Here is a 16,329-nt window from a genome sequence, read left to right as displayed (position 1 = left end):
CGGATCTTTCTGTTTTGCCAGTGATCGCCTGAAGATCGACAACTTCGGCCAGCATTCTTATTCGCCGCTGGCAGGTCCGACCGCTCGACCAGAGAAAGTCGCCGGAAACTTATTTGTTAAAAATCTAACAATTGTCTTTGCGTTGATTCGCGGTATTGTTAGATTCTTAACACTTTGTTTCGTGGATGAACTCTTTCCGGAGGTGGCAGCGTGGCTTCGCGTCCCGAATTGACTCGGCGTGAGCGGCAGATTCTGGACGTGATTTATCGGATCGGTGAATCCACGGCCAACGAAATCGTTGCCGCGATGCCGGATGACTTGGCCAATGCAACGGTTCGCACTCAGCTGCGTTCGTTAGAAGCAAAAGGTGCCGTCACGCACCGGCGTGAGGGTAAACAGTTTTTGTTTCAAGCCGCCGTGCCTAGGCGCAGCGCCGCGATGACCGCGCTGCGAAAAGTGCTTGACGTCTTCTTTGGCGGCAGCGTCGAAGAAGCCTTGGCGGCCCATCTGGCGGATCCAAGAACGAAGCTTAGCGAAGCGGAGGTCAAGCGATTACGACGTTTGTTGAACCAACATCAGTCAAAAGGTGCTAACAAATGAGTGCTCCTGCAAATGCTCTGTTCACTCGCTTGATAGATACTTTGACGGCCACGCCTTGGGGGCCAGTCGTGACGATCATCTTTCAGGTCGCTCTACTTGCGTTGGTTGCACGATTGTTGGTCTGGCGAATCGGTCAAATCGATTCGGCCTGGATTCACCGAATCTGGTGCACTGCGATTTTACTTTCCCTCGCGATTCTGCCCATCCACTTGTCGATTGGCGGCTGGGCTTTGCCCGTTCCATTGCGACAACTGCGCGAGCCGCTGGGCGGTTCTGTCCGGCAACTTACGGGCAAACAAACCACGAGCCACCAAGTTACGGCCAACATCGGATCATCTGCATTGGCACTGAGTCGGCAAAATCAGCCTGCGCAAGTTGCTGGCCACTTTGACGATTCGGTGGCAAGTGCACTTAGTAGTCAGCTGGCAACTTCGTCGCCTTCGGGAGCTGCCGACTTGTCGGCCACTTCAGCAGTCCCGAGCGTTGACACCTGGGGCTCATTGATTACGACGCCGTTGATACTGCTTTCAATCTATTGCTTCGGCGTCTGTGTCATAACGTTGCGATTGTGGGTGGGGGCCATTCGCTTGAACTGCGTTGCCAGAAAGGGACAAAGGGTTGGACGCGAATCGGCGGAGATCGCAAGAAGCGTTGCCAAGCAAATGGGGCAGCGTTCGGTCATGATTCGAATGAGTGATGAGATAATGCTGCCGCTGGTGTTTGGTGCTTCCCGTCCGACGATTTTGGTGCCGATCGATTTTGATCAGTGGTCTATTGGTGAGCGGCATGCTGCGTTTTTGCATGAGATGACGCACGTGCGTCGCCGAGACTGTCTCTGGCAGTTCATTGCCATCCTGCAGCGAACGATCTATTGGTTTCATCCGGCAGGCTGGTACTTGCACCGTCAGTTGTCCGTCTCGCGAGAATGGGCAACCGATCAAGAAGCTGTTTGGCTTGCGGCGAAAAGTGATTCAAACGCACCCGAAGTCTATGCGGAATGTTTGCTGAATATCGTCAGCCGAGCAATCGATGCACCACGCGAGTCAGTCCGAACTCTGGAGCCTGCTTTGGCAATGTCGGCATTTGGAGGGCTTGAAGATCGGATCGAGCGTATTCTGAAACCGGGGGATATCACATCAGGGAGTGCTCAACTTTTGAATCGAGTGTCGCTTTTGATTTTGGTTCTGCTTGCGGTTTCGACGACCTTCCGATTGGAGCCGTCAAAGGCTCAGGAGGTGGCAGCAACTGTCGACTTAGAGTCGTCTGCACGTGATGAGGTAAAAGAATCGGGCGAAGAGCCGGTCCAGGCGGTGTGGCGTATCGATGAGCATTTTGCGAAGGAAGACAACGGACTTTTCCACCGAATCAAGACATGTCAGGTTCGCGAAACCGCCGTCGATCCAGCTTGCGTGTTTCAGGTCGAAGGGCATGTCGTCAGTGCTAGCGGCGAACCCGTTGCAGGCGCGGTTGTCGTTTTCCGCGAAACAGAGTCGGGCCGTAGGCCGGAAGGCATGACATCGCGGTACGCGAATTATCAGTCCCGAATCCGTTTCAACGACGTGCTGGCGCGAACGGTGACTGATGACGAAGGACGCTTTCAGTTCACGGACGTCGGAACGCCGAACCGTCCACTTCGGCGCAAGGACCGGTGGACGGGACACGTCGTGGCGGCGCATCCGTCACTTGGCATCGGTTGGCACTATTTTGGCGGTTCGGACGACGTGGTTCGTAAAGTGCCCGGCGTGCAAATCAAACTCACTCCGACTGAGTCGGTAAGCGGGCGATTCACGACTCCGGATCGATCGCCCATCGAAAATGGAATCGTTTCCTTGGTTTTGATCGGTAAAGCAGATCACGAAGACTATCGAAATCACACCATCGCGTTTCATCGCAGCGAATTGATGCCATGTGTTCGGACAAAAGCCGACGGCTACTTTGAATTGACGGATGTTCCGGTGGGTAACTTTATCGCTGTTTGTTGCACGCACGAAGACTGGGAGACGGGCACTGGTTACATCACAACCAGTGACGATGCGAGTATCAATGAACATGCGCAACGGCACTTTCATCCAGCATCTGTGCTGACGAGTCCTGCCGAAATCGCGGCAGACCCAGGAGTGATCCTGTCCGGCACGGTCACGGATACCGACGGAAAACCGGTCCCCCGAGCCGTCGTCAGCTATGGCTACTCGTTTGGCGAGACGCAAGCCGATGACTTGGGTGTCTTTCGATTGCGAATGCATCGTGAAACGGTGCGCCAATCATCTAGCAGGTCACGGCCGAACCAAATTCGAGTGAACGCCCCGAAATCTTCGGGACTCGTTTCGTCGGCAATCGATTTTCCCAGCGCACGTGTTCTTGATGGCGAGCAGGCTGCGATTAGGCTTCGCAAGGGAATTGCCGTTCGTGGCAAAGTCGTCGACGATTCGGGCGCACCGCTGACGCATGCAAGTGTCCGAACGACGACTGCGAACGCTGGTTTCCCTGCGTTGACGGATGACGAGGGAGTCTATGAATTGATGTTGGCAGCCGTGCCGCATGTACTTTGCGTCAGCACCAATCAGCCGGGTTGGCAGTTGCCGACGTTTTCGGAGTCTTCGTTTCAGGTTGAGCCCGAATTTGTTCCCCGATTTCCAAATCTGAAAATCGATCTCACTGGAAAAGAGGGCGACGATGCCTTGAATGCAGCGCCGGAGTTGCTCGCGCCGATCGTCGTTCCGCGCATGCGGCCGGTTTCGTTGTCAGTCGTTCTGCCCAGTGGTCAGCCGGCGGTGGGAGCCAGTGCTATTTTGCGAGACTATTCGTTGAAAACCATCGGAATCGCTGACGACAAACTATCGAGCAGTCGGGTGATTGATCGATCGAACCAATCGACCACCGACGCGAAGGGGCAAGTCAGCGTTCTGCCGACCGGTGTGCAAACCGAGCACGCGTATTTGCAACTGCGATTGTTGACGGACGCTCAGGCATTCGATGCCAAGGTTGCGTGGGCGGACATTGTCGGTGGTCAGACGAAGATCACAGTTGATGTTGCCACATTGATGACGGGGCGTGTTTTGATCGATGGTCAACCGATCGAAAATGCGAGGCTCAGTGTCGGCGAAATGACGCCAATGATGCGGACGGTCAATGGCAGAACGTTTACGGGATCAACAGTCAACAACCATCGGTGGGCAACCACCGACCAAACGGGGACGTATCGGCTTCCTGTCAGCCGAGGCAAGGTTTTCAGCGTGAGTTTGCAGAAAGTTCCCAGCGTCGACATGGAGCTTACTCGAGGCGTCGGGTTTCAATCGGCCGTTGCCCAAACGCTGGTGGTGCCCACTTACGAACTGCGTCGCGGTACGGAAGCGATCGCGGGCCGAGTATTTGACGTGCGAGGAATTTCTATTGAAGGTGCCACCGTCGAGATTGAACACACAAACGTCACATCGCCCTATTTGTGGATTGATCACAAAAAGAACAGTCGCATGATCACTGACAAGGAGGGACGCTTTCATCTGCGAAACGTGCCCAACGGGACCTATCGTCTGCAAGTGCGATCCCCACGTGATCCGGTCACCAGACGTTCTGCAAGTACGTCTTATGTCAGCAGTCGAACGGGGAACATGCATGTACGCATCACACTGGACCACGTTTCGGTGGACCAAATTCCGACGCTCCGGCCGGTTCGGATTCAAGCCTTCGATGCGGCCCGCTAGAACTCATTTTTGGAACCAATGCGATGATGTCCCTTTCTCCTTGGATGATTTTGCTGCTGCTATCGGCGACGGCGGATGTCACCGGACGTGTGACTGACAAATCCGGTGTTCCGCTTGCGGGCGTTGCGGTGGTCGTAAGCGAGTCTATGCCGATCGATGGTCCGCGAACCCAAGCGGCTAGCAGCTACCCCGAGTGCGGCCAACACGCCGTGACCGATGACGGCGGCAATTTCGTGTTATCCGATTTGCCAAGTGACCGGCGTCTGAAACTGAGCGCAAGTCATTTGCGGTACCAACCCGTCACGGTCGGTGACGTCGATGCGACGAAGCCAACCCAATTGGTCATCGCGATGGAGCCGGTCGTGATCGCTCCAGAGACCCAGCGAATCTCGGGGACGATTCTTGGGCTGGACCACCAGCCGGTCCCCGGTGCAAAAGTAAACGCGACGTACATGCGTCGAAGCGGCGAACCCAATCGCATGCTGATTTCGATGGTGGGCGTCGACCTGGTGACGGATGCCAGCGGTCGGTTTGAAGTTCTTCCGGGCAACGATGTTACTTCCGTCAACATTCGTGCTTCGGCGCCGCGGTCGGCATCCCAATCCGCTCGCTGGGATGTCACCAATGACAAAGAACACCAAATGGTACTCACCGCCGGCGCGAGTGTGCGTGGACGCCTGATATATCAGGACAAACCGCTAGCGTCGGTCGCTGTCGGTTTGACACCGGTTCGCAGTGGTCCTGCGCCGACCGCTGCGACGCCTGTTTCCGTCAGCACGGATCAGAAGGGGCAGTTCTCTTTTGACTATCTGCCGCCCAATCAGAGTTACATGCTGTATTCGTTGACAGGAAAAAATGCGAAGGGTGTTTTGACAGTTCACCAAGTTGATGGGGTAAACGATTCTCAGCAGTCGGATTTAGGCGACATCAATGCAGAAAAACCGACAACGCTCAAGGTGAGCGTCAAGACAGACGATGGTTCGGCGATAGCCGCGGAAAGTTACGTTTACGTCAGCCGGCCGAACGTCTATCGAGGTTCACGGCTTGATCTAGAGTCGCAGCCGAACGTAACCGTATCGCTCGATGACGTAGGCAGAGAGTCGTTTCGCATTCGCGTCCGAGTGCCTGGGTGGAAGCCTGCCAGTGTCGACCCCGTGGTGCACCCGACAACGACAGGCCGGTATCCGGTGAAGATCCAGGGGCCGACCCATTTGCGATTCACGCTCACGCGGGACCAGGGTGGCCGGCCGAGGTAAGTTTTTCAGGGACGGCAGCCCATCTGTGGATGCAGTTGCGTTTGCCGCCAATTGGTGGCCATCACGATCGCTTGCGACTGTGCTATTCTTTCGTCCTAGTATTTGACGATTTTGTTCCACCGACCACGCGACCATGCGAATTCTGTTTCTTGGCGATATTGTTGGCAAACCTGGCTATACCGCCGTTTTGCAACTAGCCGAGTCGATTCGCAAGCAGGAGCGGATCGATTTTTTGATCGTCAATGCCGAAAATGCTTCGGACGGATCCGGGCTGATGCCGCGTCAGTTCCGACGGCTCTTGGACGCTGGTGTCGATGGAGTCACCCTGGGCGATCACATTTTTCGTCGCAAAGACATCATCGAGACGCTTCAGAAGAGCGATCGGATCGTCAAACCTGCGAATTTTCCGGACGCAGCTGCCGGTCGGACTTGGACGCTGATCAACCGTGAAGGCCTGGAGCCGCTGGCGATCGTGTCGCTGATGGGACGCGTGTTCATGCGGCCCGTCGATTGTCCGTTCGACGCGATCGATCGTGTGCTGGAAGAAATCGGTGACCAAACCACGCAGGTCCTGGTCGATGTGCACGCCGAAGCGACCAGCGACAAACAAGCGATTGGTCGTTATCTGGATGGCAAAGTCACGGCGGTGCTGGGAACGCACACTCATGTACCAACGGCCGACGCAACGATCTTTCCGGGCGGCACTGCATTTCAGTGTGATGTCGGAATGAGCGGTCCGTACGAAAGTATCATCGGTCGTGACATTCGACGAGTGACGCAAACGACACGCACGTTTGAGCCGTGTCATTTCCATGTCGCGACCAAAGACGTCCGACTTTGCGGCGCGATCGTCGAATCGAATGATCAAGGACGAGCGGTGTCGATCGAACGCTTTGAACACCGAGTTGCAGAATCGAGCTAGTGCACTTTCCCGATTTGCGTTTCGGGTTGGTTGTGAACGTCGTCAAGACGTTTAGCGATTCGCAGGACGCCCGAGACTCTTGACGAGTTTCGCGGCACTTTTCATCAGCAATGACCACTGGCAGGTCGTCATTACTGTTTAGCGGGCACTTCAAATCCGAAAGTTCGGCAGTGCTGATTTTCTAGCGGACTTGGTTGCGATTGCGAGTCGCGATTTGTCCGGTCGGACGGAGTGCGTACACTTTGGGATCATCGACGATCCACGAGGTGCTCCAACGGCGTCCGTCGTCGGCACTGCAGACGTTGTAGAAAAACGTTCGGAACCGTTCGCAGCGATAGTCGTACGGGAACTGGCTGGTGATGTAGTCCGCTTCGGTCAGATCGTCTACGCCGGGCGAAGCGTAGTAGTGAACCATGCCGTCGGGAGTCACGCTCATTCCAAGGGTCCACCATCCCGTCGTCGTGATTTGTGGCCCACGGAAATCTCCGCCGCGTCGGTTACTTCGCACTCGCAAGTACGCGTAGTCGTCGGGCTTGCCGGTTTGATCTTTGTTTTCAAATTCGATGAACAATCCGGGCCAATAGATTTCGTTGCCCATCTCCATCTTCTTGCGTTTGAAGATTCCGCGGCCGATTTCCTGTTCGGTCATCGCGGTCGTTTCGAGAGCGAGACGAAAACCGAAATGAGGTCCACTGCGGCTTTCCCACTCCGCGACGGGCGGCAAAAAGACGCGCGTCGTGACGCTGGGAACTTCCGAAACATTGAGCCGGCGGCCCAAGCGGTACTGCACGTTGGCGACAAAGTCATCCTGGTGCATTTTGTTGCTGGGGCGATTGGGCAGTCCCGTGTACATCGACCGCATCATCAGCGCGCCTTTACTGCCGGCGATTCCGCCAGCGGGCGTAGCGATGCGTTGGACGACATCGGGATGACCGCGTTTGATGCCTTCGTACCAACGACCATTGGTGCTACGGCCCATCGGAGCGCGTTGGTTTTCGTCGATGTCTTCGGTGCTTTTAGGATCGCGAGGGACATAGCCCCAATTGGGATCCTCAAAATCGTCAGCGACGCCCACCAATTCGGTACCAGTACCCGGGACCACCGGGCGCTGTGCGTCTGCGTCGTTGGCTACAAAAACCACCGATGCTGCGACCAACGAAGCAAAGAAAAAACGAACTAGCGAAACTCGCATGATATCGATCCAGCAATCGCCTAAGAAAACTTGAGATGTTCCGGCGAGCGCGCACGTATGTCGAAGCGGACTCGCCCCCCTTCTAATCCAACGAATCGGCAGAATCAGAACTCGACTGCAGCCAAAATCCCACTCTGGGGGCCGGTCAGCCGCAAACGGCTTGGAAAATCAAAGATGCTAGCGAGGCTGATGCCGTTGCATTTTTGCAACACTATGCGTTCCCTCATGATCTACGGTCTGTCAAACCAAGTGCCAGCGTTTTCTGCCAATCGATTCACGTTTCGTCCGACCGCTCCGGTTGGGTGGATCGCAACTGCCCTTTTGCTGCTGGTGGTCGCCACGGCAGGGTGCGATACGCGGCAGCATCTGGCAAATTCTCAAACGTCGCGCGTCATGGCGTCGCCGCACAGTGCGGCCGTGGTGCCGGACGGATGGCGAAAAACCAAGTTCGGTTGGGAACATTCATCGCAGTGGGGGCTGCAAGCGGCAGACCAGCCATCCAAATCGATTAACCAGTGGATCCACGAAACGGCCTTGCGCAATCCACCGTGGTCGCGGCAACTGTTGTCTCGGATCCGAGGCTTGTCGCCAATCTCAATCGCGCTGTTCCAAGTGCTGGCGATCGGGGTGATTCTGAAAATCAGTACCAAGGTCAACCGCGCTCAGTAACGTCTGGTAGCAGGGCAGCGCTTGTCTAGCGATCGGTCAACTGAATTGCGTCGCCGTGCCAGAGTACCTTCATGTCGGCCTTTGACCACGCTTCCATTCCCTTGGCCGGATCAGCAATCGCCAGCCCACCGTTTTCGGTTTGGCCCAATGCGACCACGCTGTGTCCCATTCCAGGAATCCAGCCCCACTCCGCTGCGTAGCGAGGGTCATCGACTCCGGAGAGCGGAAGTCGAACCATCAGGAGCACAGGAAATTTGACCTGACCCGACAAGAGTTGATCAAGTTCAAAGTCGCCGACTTTGACGTCTCGGCCATTCTGTTGAGCGACCAGCTTGACACCGCGGTACAGCCCCAACGTAGGCGTCCCTGAGGCATCTGTCAGGCAACGTGGAATCATGTCGCGTTCGGCGATCGGCATTTCCGCTGCAGTCAAAAACGTGGCCGCGGCGGCGGGGCTGCAGGTTGCCCACGACGTCTGCATTGCGACTGGACCGTTCCATGTGTCACCACCGTTTGGCTGCGGCCGAAGGCCTAGATTTAGAAATGGCCAGAAAGCGGATGCAACCGAAAGGCTGGCCAGTGACAACGCCATGAACAGCCGTCGCCAGCGGGGTGTGTCTTCCAAACGCCAGCAGATGCCCGCAGCGATCGCCGCAAACAATGGCGAAAGATTGGACCAGACAATGACGGCTGAATCGAAAATCCATCGCGCCCAGTAAAGTTGTCCAGCGGTGTAAGCCAACAGGACAAACGTGAATGTCAGTGACAACGCGATCCAGAGCATTTGAGGTTGGCGTCGCCGCGGCGCGATCGATGTTGTCAGCCATCCCAGGCCGGCCGCGATCGCAATCATGACGGCAATCGCAATCCATAGGTCGCTCATGTCTGCGTGGTTCCAGTCAGTCGAGTTGGGAAAAGATTGTTTTGAATTTGATGGAATACAAACGACGTCGATATCACGTTTGCAAATACACGGCGAAAGACGCCTTTGTCGACGTGGCAGCCTACAGGTCAGCCGGCCAGCTTCCCATTGTCAAAATCGGTTTAGAAAAAAAAACGCTGCCGACGGTTGACGCATGCCTAACGTCTTTTCAGAAGCAAGTCGTCGCTTGCTGACCCATCCAAATTTACTCCGAACAGGATTTACAAGATGTCACGCAAATTTTTGTCACTCGCATGTGTTGCTGCCACTCTGTTTGCTGTGTCGACCAGCTTTGCTGAAGAAAAAGCCACCAAAGCGAAAGACATTGTCGACACAGCCGTTGCCGCAAAATTTAACACGTTGGTCGCCGCAGTGAAGGCTGGCGAACTGGTCGACGTGCTCAAAGGCGAAGGTCCGTTTACCGTGTTCGCACCCACGGACGAAGCGTTTGACGCGCTGCCCGAAGGAACGCTGGAAAGCCTGCTTAAGCCTGAGAACAAAGAAAAGCTGCAAGCGATTCTGAAGTATCACGTGGTCGCCGGTAAAGTCACTGCCGCCGAAGTAATGAAAATTGACGAAGCCAAAACCGTTCAGGGTGGAATGGTCACTGTAAAAGTCAAGGATGGCGCGGTCATGATTAACAATGCCAAAGTGGTCAAGGCGGACGTCATGTGCAGCAACGGTGTTGTGCACGTCATCAACAAAGTGTTGTTGCCTAAGTAATTTTCAAACAGTTGATTGCTGACACCTGTGTGTTTGCACAATTGCATCAGCGAGCCGCATCGGTCCAACCGATGCGGCTCTTTTTTGTGATGGCGTATTTGGCTGCGACGCGGCTGTGTTACATTTCGTCGATGAACACGACCATCTTGGAGCAACGAAACGACGCGATTGCGCTGGCGACCAAGGTTTTGCCTGGCTCCATTGCTTATCACAACATCCGACCCATCAATGTTTCGCAGCGGTTCGATGGGCAAACGCTTCTTGACGTGGTTGTAACGTCGCACCCTCAGATCGATCGGCAAACTTGGTTGGATTGGTTCGCCCAAGGTCACATCTTGCAGGGAGAGACGCCGGTCGAACCGAATCGGCGAGTCCGAGGAGGCCAGCAGTACGATCATCTTTTTCCCGATACGATCGAACCCGACGTCGATGCGAACATCCGCGTCATCTACGAAGATTCGGATCTGGTTGTCGTCGATAAACCTGCTCCTTTGCCAATGCACCCAAGCGGGCGATTCAACAAAAATTCGCTGACGTCGATTTTGTCATCCGTCTACGATGGCGAACGTTTGTTGACAGGGCATCGGTTGGACGCCAATACGACGGGCGTGGTTTTGTTTTTGCGAAACAAAGACGCGGCAAGAATCGTTCAGTCGCAGTTCGATGCCGGCCAAGTTGCCAAAACCTACTTGGCTCGCTGCTGGGGGCATCCGGCGGACGACACGTTTGTTTGCGAAGCTCCAATTGCTCGCGAGCCCGGAAGAGCCGGTCGCAGAGTCGTGGATGTTCAGACCGGATTGCCATCGAAGACGGAATTTTCGATTTCGACAAGACATCCCGCAGGCACCTGCGACGTGGTTGCCAAACCGCTGACGGGACGGACCAACCAGATTCGCATCCATTTGTGGCACAGCGGATATCCGATTTGTGGTGACCCGACGTATTTGCCCGATCACCAACTGGGAGTCACACAGACTCGCCGCCTGCAGGATCCCCCGATGTGCTTGCACGCCGCCGGTTTGCAGCTCAATCATCCCAGGACCGGAGCGGCCATTGAATTTCGATCGCAGCGAACGCCCCAGACGCTGAATTGGTGAAGACGCCTCGGGTGGGCGTACTGGATTCCCTTGGGCGGCCTGATCGCGCCTGTTCGCACCAGCATCATGAACCCCCGGGCGTCGGAATGCGTTTTTTGCTGTGTTTTGCCTGAGTCGATTACCAGTTCCTGCAACGAATTGGGTTTCCGCCCCACCTTCTACGCGAGCGGTCATTGCGGCATAATCGCGGGTTTACACTTCGACTCGCTGCTGCAGGGAAAACGCTTCGGATGGACGATGACAAAATTGGCGAAGCTGGCGTTACCTTTGATGATGTTCTCCTGGTGCCGCGCTATAGCGAGGTCGTGCCTAGCGAAGTGGACGTTAGTTCGCAGCTGACCCAGCGGATCAAAGTTCAGATCCCTCTGATTTCGTCTCCGATGGATACCGTCACCGAGGCGAAGATGGCGATCGGGCTGGCCAAACAGGGCGGCTTGGGAATTATCCACAAGAACCTATCGCCCGAGCGACAGACCGAAGAAGTTTTGAAGGTCAAACGCTCAGCCAACGGCATCATCGTGGACCCGGTGACTCTTTCGCCGGAAGAGAAAGTCGGCCGCGCGGCGGAGTTGATGGACCAGGCAAATGTGTCGGGGGTGCCCATCATTCATGCCGATCGGACGCTTGCTGGCATTTTGACGCGTCGCGACCTACGCTTCCTGGAAAACCCAGAGCGCCCAATCTCCGAAGTCATGACCAAAGATAATTTGGTGACGGGTGAGGGGAATTTAACGCTTGAGGAAGCTGAGAAGATTTTAACGGGAAAAAGGGTAGAGAAGCTTCTGCTGATTGACGAAGAAAGAAAACTGACGGGACTTATAACGATCCGTGACATCGACATGATGAAACGGTTCCCACATGCTTGCAAAGATCCGCAAGGAAGACTGCGAGTGGGAGCGGCGATCGGAGTCGGCGACTTTGAGCGAGCCGAAAGCTTGATTGCTCAGGGAGTGGACCTGCTGGTTGTCGATTCGGCTCACGGTCACAGCAAGAACGTGATGGATACCGTCCGAGAGATTAAGACACAAAGAGGTTGGGACATTGACGTGATCGCGGGAAACGTCGCCACGAGCGAGGGGACCCGAGATCTGATCGACGCAGGAGCGGACGCAGTCAAAGTTGGCATTGGGCCAGGTTCGATTTGCACCACTCGAGTCATCAGTGGCGTCGGTGTTCCGCAGATCTCAGCGATCCGCAGTGCGGTCGCTGTGGCTGCAGAACGAGGGATACCTGTTATCGCTGACGGCGGAGTTCGCTTTAGCGGTGACGTGACGAAGGCGATCGCAGCCGGAGCAAGTACTGTCATGATTGGCAGCTTGTTTGCGGGCCTGACCGAAAGTCCTGGAAAGTTGATCCTGTGGCAAGGACGACGATTCAAGGCTTACCGCGGAATGGGTTCGATGGGAGCGATGGTTGATGGAAGCAGTGATCGGTACCGACAAAAAGGATCACCGGCGGGAAAACTTGTTCCCGAAGGAGTCGAAGGTCGAGTGCCGTTCAAAGGCCCGCTGGGCGATTACGTTTACCAACTGGTAGGCGGATTGCGAGCAGGCATGGGTTACGTAGGGACACGTACTATTGAAGAGCTGCGACGCGATGCCAAGTTCATCCGTGTTTCAGCAGCGACGGTGAGGGAGAACCACCCGCATGACATTGCGATCACTCAAGAAGCACCCAATTACAGCCCGGACGTTCAGCCCGGCGAAACTCTGTAACGCATCAAGCGGCCGCATTGCGGCTGGCGCGAATTTTCGCGCAAGTGTGCGAGCAGGGCTTTTCGCACTGGCCACGGCCGGTTTAGCACTCAGCAGCAATTCGCTGGTTGCACAGCAGCCAGCGAATTTTTCTGCGGCCGAGTTTGGGTCTGGCAACATGCGTCCGGTGGGCGAAGTCACGGCCAATCGCGAAAAAATTCGCCAAGCAAATCTTCCTGCGCGGCAACGATCGGTTGTAAACGAAACGTTGCGATGGCGCACCAGTTCTGATTTGCGACCGCAAGCTCACCATCTGCCGTCGGACGATGTGTTTGCAGACGACGTCAAGCAATCCAACGTCCCCAATCCGATGCGTGACGTTCGCACGGCTCAGTATCATCGTCAGGCATATCGCGAAACGGCTCCCGCGGCAAACCAGACGCGAACTGCCGCAAACCAGTCGCAACCCTCAGCAGTTCAGCAAGCTGCCTGGTCGCCCGAAGCACGAGCGATTCTAAACGAGGCACTGACTCATCAGCCCGTTGATCGTCCGGCTAAACAAATCGAAGCGCAACTGGTCGACGCCAAGCAAGATTTCTTTGGCAATCCGTTTGGAAAATCCCAGCACGCGACCGCATCAGCGCGGATCGATCGTTCGGAAGCGAACGAGCAAAGTGGTAGCCGGCGTGCATCGACCAACCAGCAGTTCAACGATTTTCAAAACGACTCGCCACAACACACTCAGCTTCCCGGCGGAGTGAATGCAGTCCGCCAGAGCGAGCCAAAGTTTCAACGCTTGGCCAATCAATTCGAATTGCCGACGCCTGGTGGCGAAGCATCAGCCGCCGACGGACCGACCAACGCACTTCGTGGTGGTGCGGCACCGAGTGATGCGTTTGATCTGCCATTGCCCGGCGCAAATGCCGACCGTGGTCTGCCAGCACCGGCCGATTCTTTTCCAACCAGTCCAGCGCCAGCCGTCAAAGCACCGGCATCTGGATTCGACAGCCTGTTTGAAGACGTTCCAGCGGATGCTGCGGCCAAAAGCAGCGACCCATCGGATCTGTTCGAGGACGTCGAAGTGCAGGACATGCAGGCTGCCAAGGGCGAAAAAGCCCCTGCGGCTGATACTGCATCGCCTCAGCTGCGTGAACTGCTGCAGTCCGAAACACCAGGGCGATCCGCCCCGCCGAAAGTCGAATCGCTGGACACGTTGCCCGAACCCAATAAGATCGGCAACGACGCCATGGATTCGCCGTCGGATCGCGACGACATGTTTGAAAATCCGTTTCCCAAGCGAGAACGCAGTGGTTCGGACCAGGACGACCGTGATCGTTTGCAGCTGCGAATGAAACAAATGCAGGACGAAGATCGAGCTGCCGACAAGGACGCTCGAGCCAAATCAGAGGAAGAAGACGAGGCAGCGGACGGCCAAGCGAACGTTGCCGAAGGACTGAGCTGTGATGAGTTTCGACGTCGTATTTCGCGCGAAGACATCCGCACGCTTTCACTGGATATCAGTGCTCCGTTCCGTCCTGACGTTTTCAAGATCAAAGAGTACGAAAAATTGAAGCGTAAGTTTGATGAAGCTCAAACCGTTCGCCAATGGACTTCGATGGACGGCAACGTGCTGGGATTTGGACGCTTGCGTGACTTGGCTTACGAGAAAGCGATCATCGAAAACGAACAAGGCACTCGCCAGGAGATTCAAGTCGATCAACTCAGCGAAGGCGACTTGGCCTACATCTCGCAAAACTGGGGACTGCCCAAAGAGTGCCGTCTGGAGCAGGTCGCTTACACACCTCGCAATTGGCAGCCACACGTGATGACTTGGAAGGCATCGAACTTGTGTCACAAGCCGTTGTACTTCGAGGAAGTCAACTTAGAGCGATACGGGCACACAGCGGGACCGATTCTGCAGCCGGTTGTTTCGTCGGCTCACTTCTTTGCCAACATTGCCGTGATGCCTTACAAGATGGGCATCCATCCGCCAAGCGAATGTCAGTACGCACTGGGCTACTATCGACCGGGCAACTGTGCTCCGTGGATCGTGCCACCGGTGCCACTTAGTTTGCGAGGTGCCGCGGCACAGGTCGCTGCGGTCACCACCGGATTCGTGTTCATTCCGTAGCAGTCGTTGTGCTGCAAAAGTTCAGCACGACAGCTGACGGAAACGGTCCCTCAGCATTGTCACTACAACGCGCCAGCTGGCGCGGCAGTTTGTTCGCTGATCATGCGGCCAATCAGATCGTCGACGGAAACTCCGTCCGCTTCGGCGGCAAACGTTGGCACGATCCGGTGACGCAAGACCGGATACGCCAATGTCTGCACGTCATCGAGCGTGACGTGCGGTCGTCCGTGAAGCAAAGCACGTGCTTTGGACGCTAGCACCAGCTGCTGACTGGCTCGCGGGCCCGGGCCCCATTCGATCAGTTCGCGTACCCACGGTCTGCTAAATTCGTCGCGTGGGCGAACAGCACGCACCGCATCGAGCACCCAGTCTTTGACATGCGGTGGCAGAGGAACGCGTCGGACGGTGTTTTGAAATTCGATGATTTCGGCGCCGCTCACGACGGCTTCGACCGTGGCATCAAACGTCGATGTGGTTCGATCGACGATCTCGCTTTCTTGGTCGCGCGACGGATAGTCGACCACCACATGAAACAAGAATCGGTCACGCTGCGCTTCGGGCAGCGGGTACGTGCCCTCTTGTTCGATCGGGTTTTGAGTCGCCAAAACAAAGAACGGCTCCTCCAGGCGGTAGGTCTTTCCCGCTGCGGTGACCTCGTGTTCCTGCATCGCTTCCAGCAGCGCCGCCTGTGTCTTGGGAGGCGTTCGGTTGATTTCGTCAGCCAGCAACATCTGGGTAAAAACAGGTCCCCGTTCAAACACCAGTTGGCGCCGTCCCGTTTCGGGGTCTTCTTGAATGATGTCGGTGCCTGTGATGTCACCGGGCATCAAGTCGGGGGTAAACTGAATGCGACGAAAATCCAAATGCATCGATTCAGCTAACGTGCGAATCATCAGCGTTTTGGCTAACCCCGGAACACCTTCCAACAGGCAGTGACCGCGAGCAAGGATCGCGATCAACAGTTGTTCGACGACGGCTTCTTGCCCAACAACGATGCGGCCGACTTGTTCGCGAATGGCTTGGCATGATTTGACAAGTCGAGCGGCACTTGCGGCGTCATCTTGCGACGGTGGGGGCAACTGAACCAAGGCGAGATCTCGAGTTAGGAATCTTCAGGAGGATGGTTTTACACTCGGTCTATCATAATCGTAGTCATCGCTGCTGCGGAGTGATCGCGGGCAGTTTTTGATCGCGAGGGAATTTAATTGGTCTTCCGTGATTGGAGTTCGTGTGTGGGTTGGGCCGTCGTCCTCCCTGGCTGACGCGGAATTGCTCCCTGGCTGACGTGGAATTGGCCTCAGGCAACGACCGTGAATACGATTGGCGGTCTTTTGAGTCACCAAAAATTGACCGAGTTTTAACGTTGATAACCAACCAGGTAGGGTGGTCCTGGCTGAACCGCTTGGTTAGTTTTAAGGAGGC

Annotated in this window: 12 protein-coding genes; 9 read left to right on the top strand and 3 right to left on the bottom strand. The window is 55.8% G+C overall.

The window, feature by feature from the left end:
• The first annotated feature begins 210 nt into the window (after positions 1-210).
• From K239x_RS17250 to K239x_RS17235, 4 genes are all read left to right on the top strand, one after another.
• The gene (locus K239x_RS17250; RefSeq protein WP_145419467.1) at positions 211-600 is read left to right on the top strand and encodes a BlaI/MecI/CopY family transcriptional regulator; all 390 of its coding nucleotides are present in this window, start codon (positions 211-213) and stop codon (positions 598-600) included.
• On the top strand, positions 597-4,301 hold the full coding sequence (locus K239x_RS17245; protein WP_145419466.1) for a M56 family metallopeptidase: 3,705 nt from the start codon (positions 597-599) through the stop codon (positions 4,299-4,301). The genes K239x_RS17250 and K239x_RS17245 overlap by 4 nt, the downstream gene beginning before the upstream one ends.
• Before the next feature lie 23 nt (positions 4,302-4,324).
• Positions 4,325-5,557 (top strand): carboxypeptidase regulatory-like domain-containing protein, encoded by a 1,233-nt coding sequence (locus K239x_RS17240; protein WP_145419465.1) that lies wholly within the window; start codon positions 4,325-4,327, stop codon positions 5,555-5,557.
• 133 nt (positions 5,558-5,690) lie between these two features.
• On the top strand, positions 5,691-6,479 hold the full coding sequence (locus tag K239x_RS17235) for a TIGR00282 family metallophosphoesterase (protein ID WP_145419464.1): 789 nt from the start codon (positions 5,691-5,693) through the stop codon (positions 6,477-6,479).
• Between the two features lie 181 nt (positions 6,480-6,660).
• Here the strand turns inward: K239x_RS17235 and K239x_RS17230 are convergent, their stop codons facing one another.
• Complete coding sequence (locus K239x_RS17230; RefSeq protein WP_419189086.1) at positions 6,661-7,671, bottom strand: hypothetical protein; 1,011 nt, start codon at positions 7,669-7,671, stop codon at positions 6,661-6,663.
• Positions 7,672-7,884: 213 nt separating this feature from the next.
• Between K239x_RS17230 and K239x_RS17225 the strand changes: the two genes are divergently transcribed.
• Positions 7,885-8,340: a hypothetical protein gene (locus tag K239x_RS17225; protein ID WP_145419463.1), complete on the top strand. Its 456-nt coding sequence runs from the start codon at positions 7,885-7,887 to the stop codon at positions 8,338-8,340.
• A gap of 25 nt (positions 8,341-8,365) precedes the next feature.
• Here the strand turns inward: K239x_RS17225 and K239x_RS17220 are convergent, their stop codons facing one another.
• Positions 8,366-9,223 carry a cysteine peptidase family C39 domain-containing protein gene (locus K239x_RS17220; RefSeq protein WP_145419462.1) on the bottom strand — a complete coding sequence of 286 codons (858 nt, stop codon included), beginning with the start codon at positions 9,221-9,223 and terminating at the stop codon, positions 8,366-8,368.
• A 267-nt stretch (positions 9,224-9,490) separates the two neighbouring features.
• Between K239x_RS17220 and K239x_RS17215 the strand changes: the two genes are divergently transcribed.
• The 4 genes from K239x_RS17215 (at position 9,491) to K239x_RS17200 (ending at position 14,907) form a co-directional block, all read left to right on the top strand.
• Entirely contained in the window at positions 9,491-9,985 is a 495-nt protein-coding gene (locus tag K239x_RS17215; RefSeq protein ID WP_145419461.1) for a fasciclin domain-containing protein, read from the top strand.
• Between the two features lie 11 nt (positions 9,986-9,996).
• Positions 9,997-11,082 (top strand): RluA family pseudouridine synthase, encoded by a 1,086-nt coding sequence (locus tag K239x_RS17210; protein ID WP_145419460.1) that lies wholly within the window; start codon positions 9,997-9,999, stop codon positions 11,080-11,082.
• A 230-nt stretch (positions 11,083-11,312) separates the two neighbouring features.
• Positions 11,313-12,797, top strand: a complete 1,485-nt coding sequence (gene guaB, locus K239x_RS17205) for an IMP dehydrogenase (RefSeq protein WP_145419459.1) — start codon at positions 11,313-11,315, stop codon at positions 12,795-12,797.
• Positions 12,730-14,907, top strand: coding sequence for a hypothetical protein (locus K239x_RS17200; RefSeq protein ID WP_145419458.1), 2,178 nt, complete (start codon positions 12,730-12,732; stop codon positions 14,905-14,907). The genes guaB and K239x_RS17200 overlap by 68 nt, the downstream gene beginning before the upstream one ends.
• A 62-nt stretch (positions 14,908-14,969) precedes the next feature.
• Here K239x_RS17200 and K239x_RS17195 read toward each other — a convergent pair whose 3' ends face one another.
• Positions 14,970-15,995 (bottom strand): AAA family ATPase, encoded by a 1,026-nt coding sequence (locus K239x_RS17195; RefSeq protein WP_145419457.1) that lies wholly within the window; start codon positions 15,993-15,995, stop codon positions 14,970-14,972.
• Positions 15,996-16,329: the final 334 nt, after the last annotated feature.

Source organism: Stieleria marina (assembly GCA_007741555.1).
Classification (GTDB): Bacteria; Planctomycetota; Planctomycetia; order Pirellulales; family Pirellulaceae; genus K23-9.
This window is presented reverse-complemented; position numbering and strand designations above follow the sequence as displayed.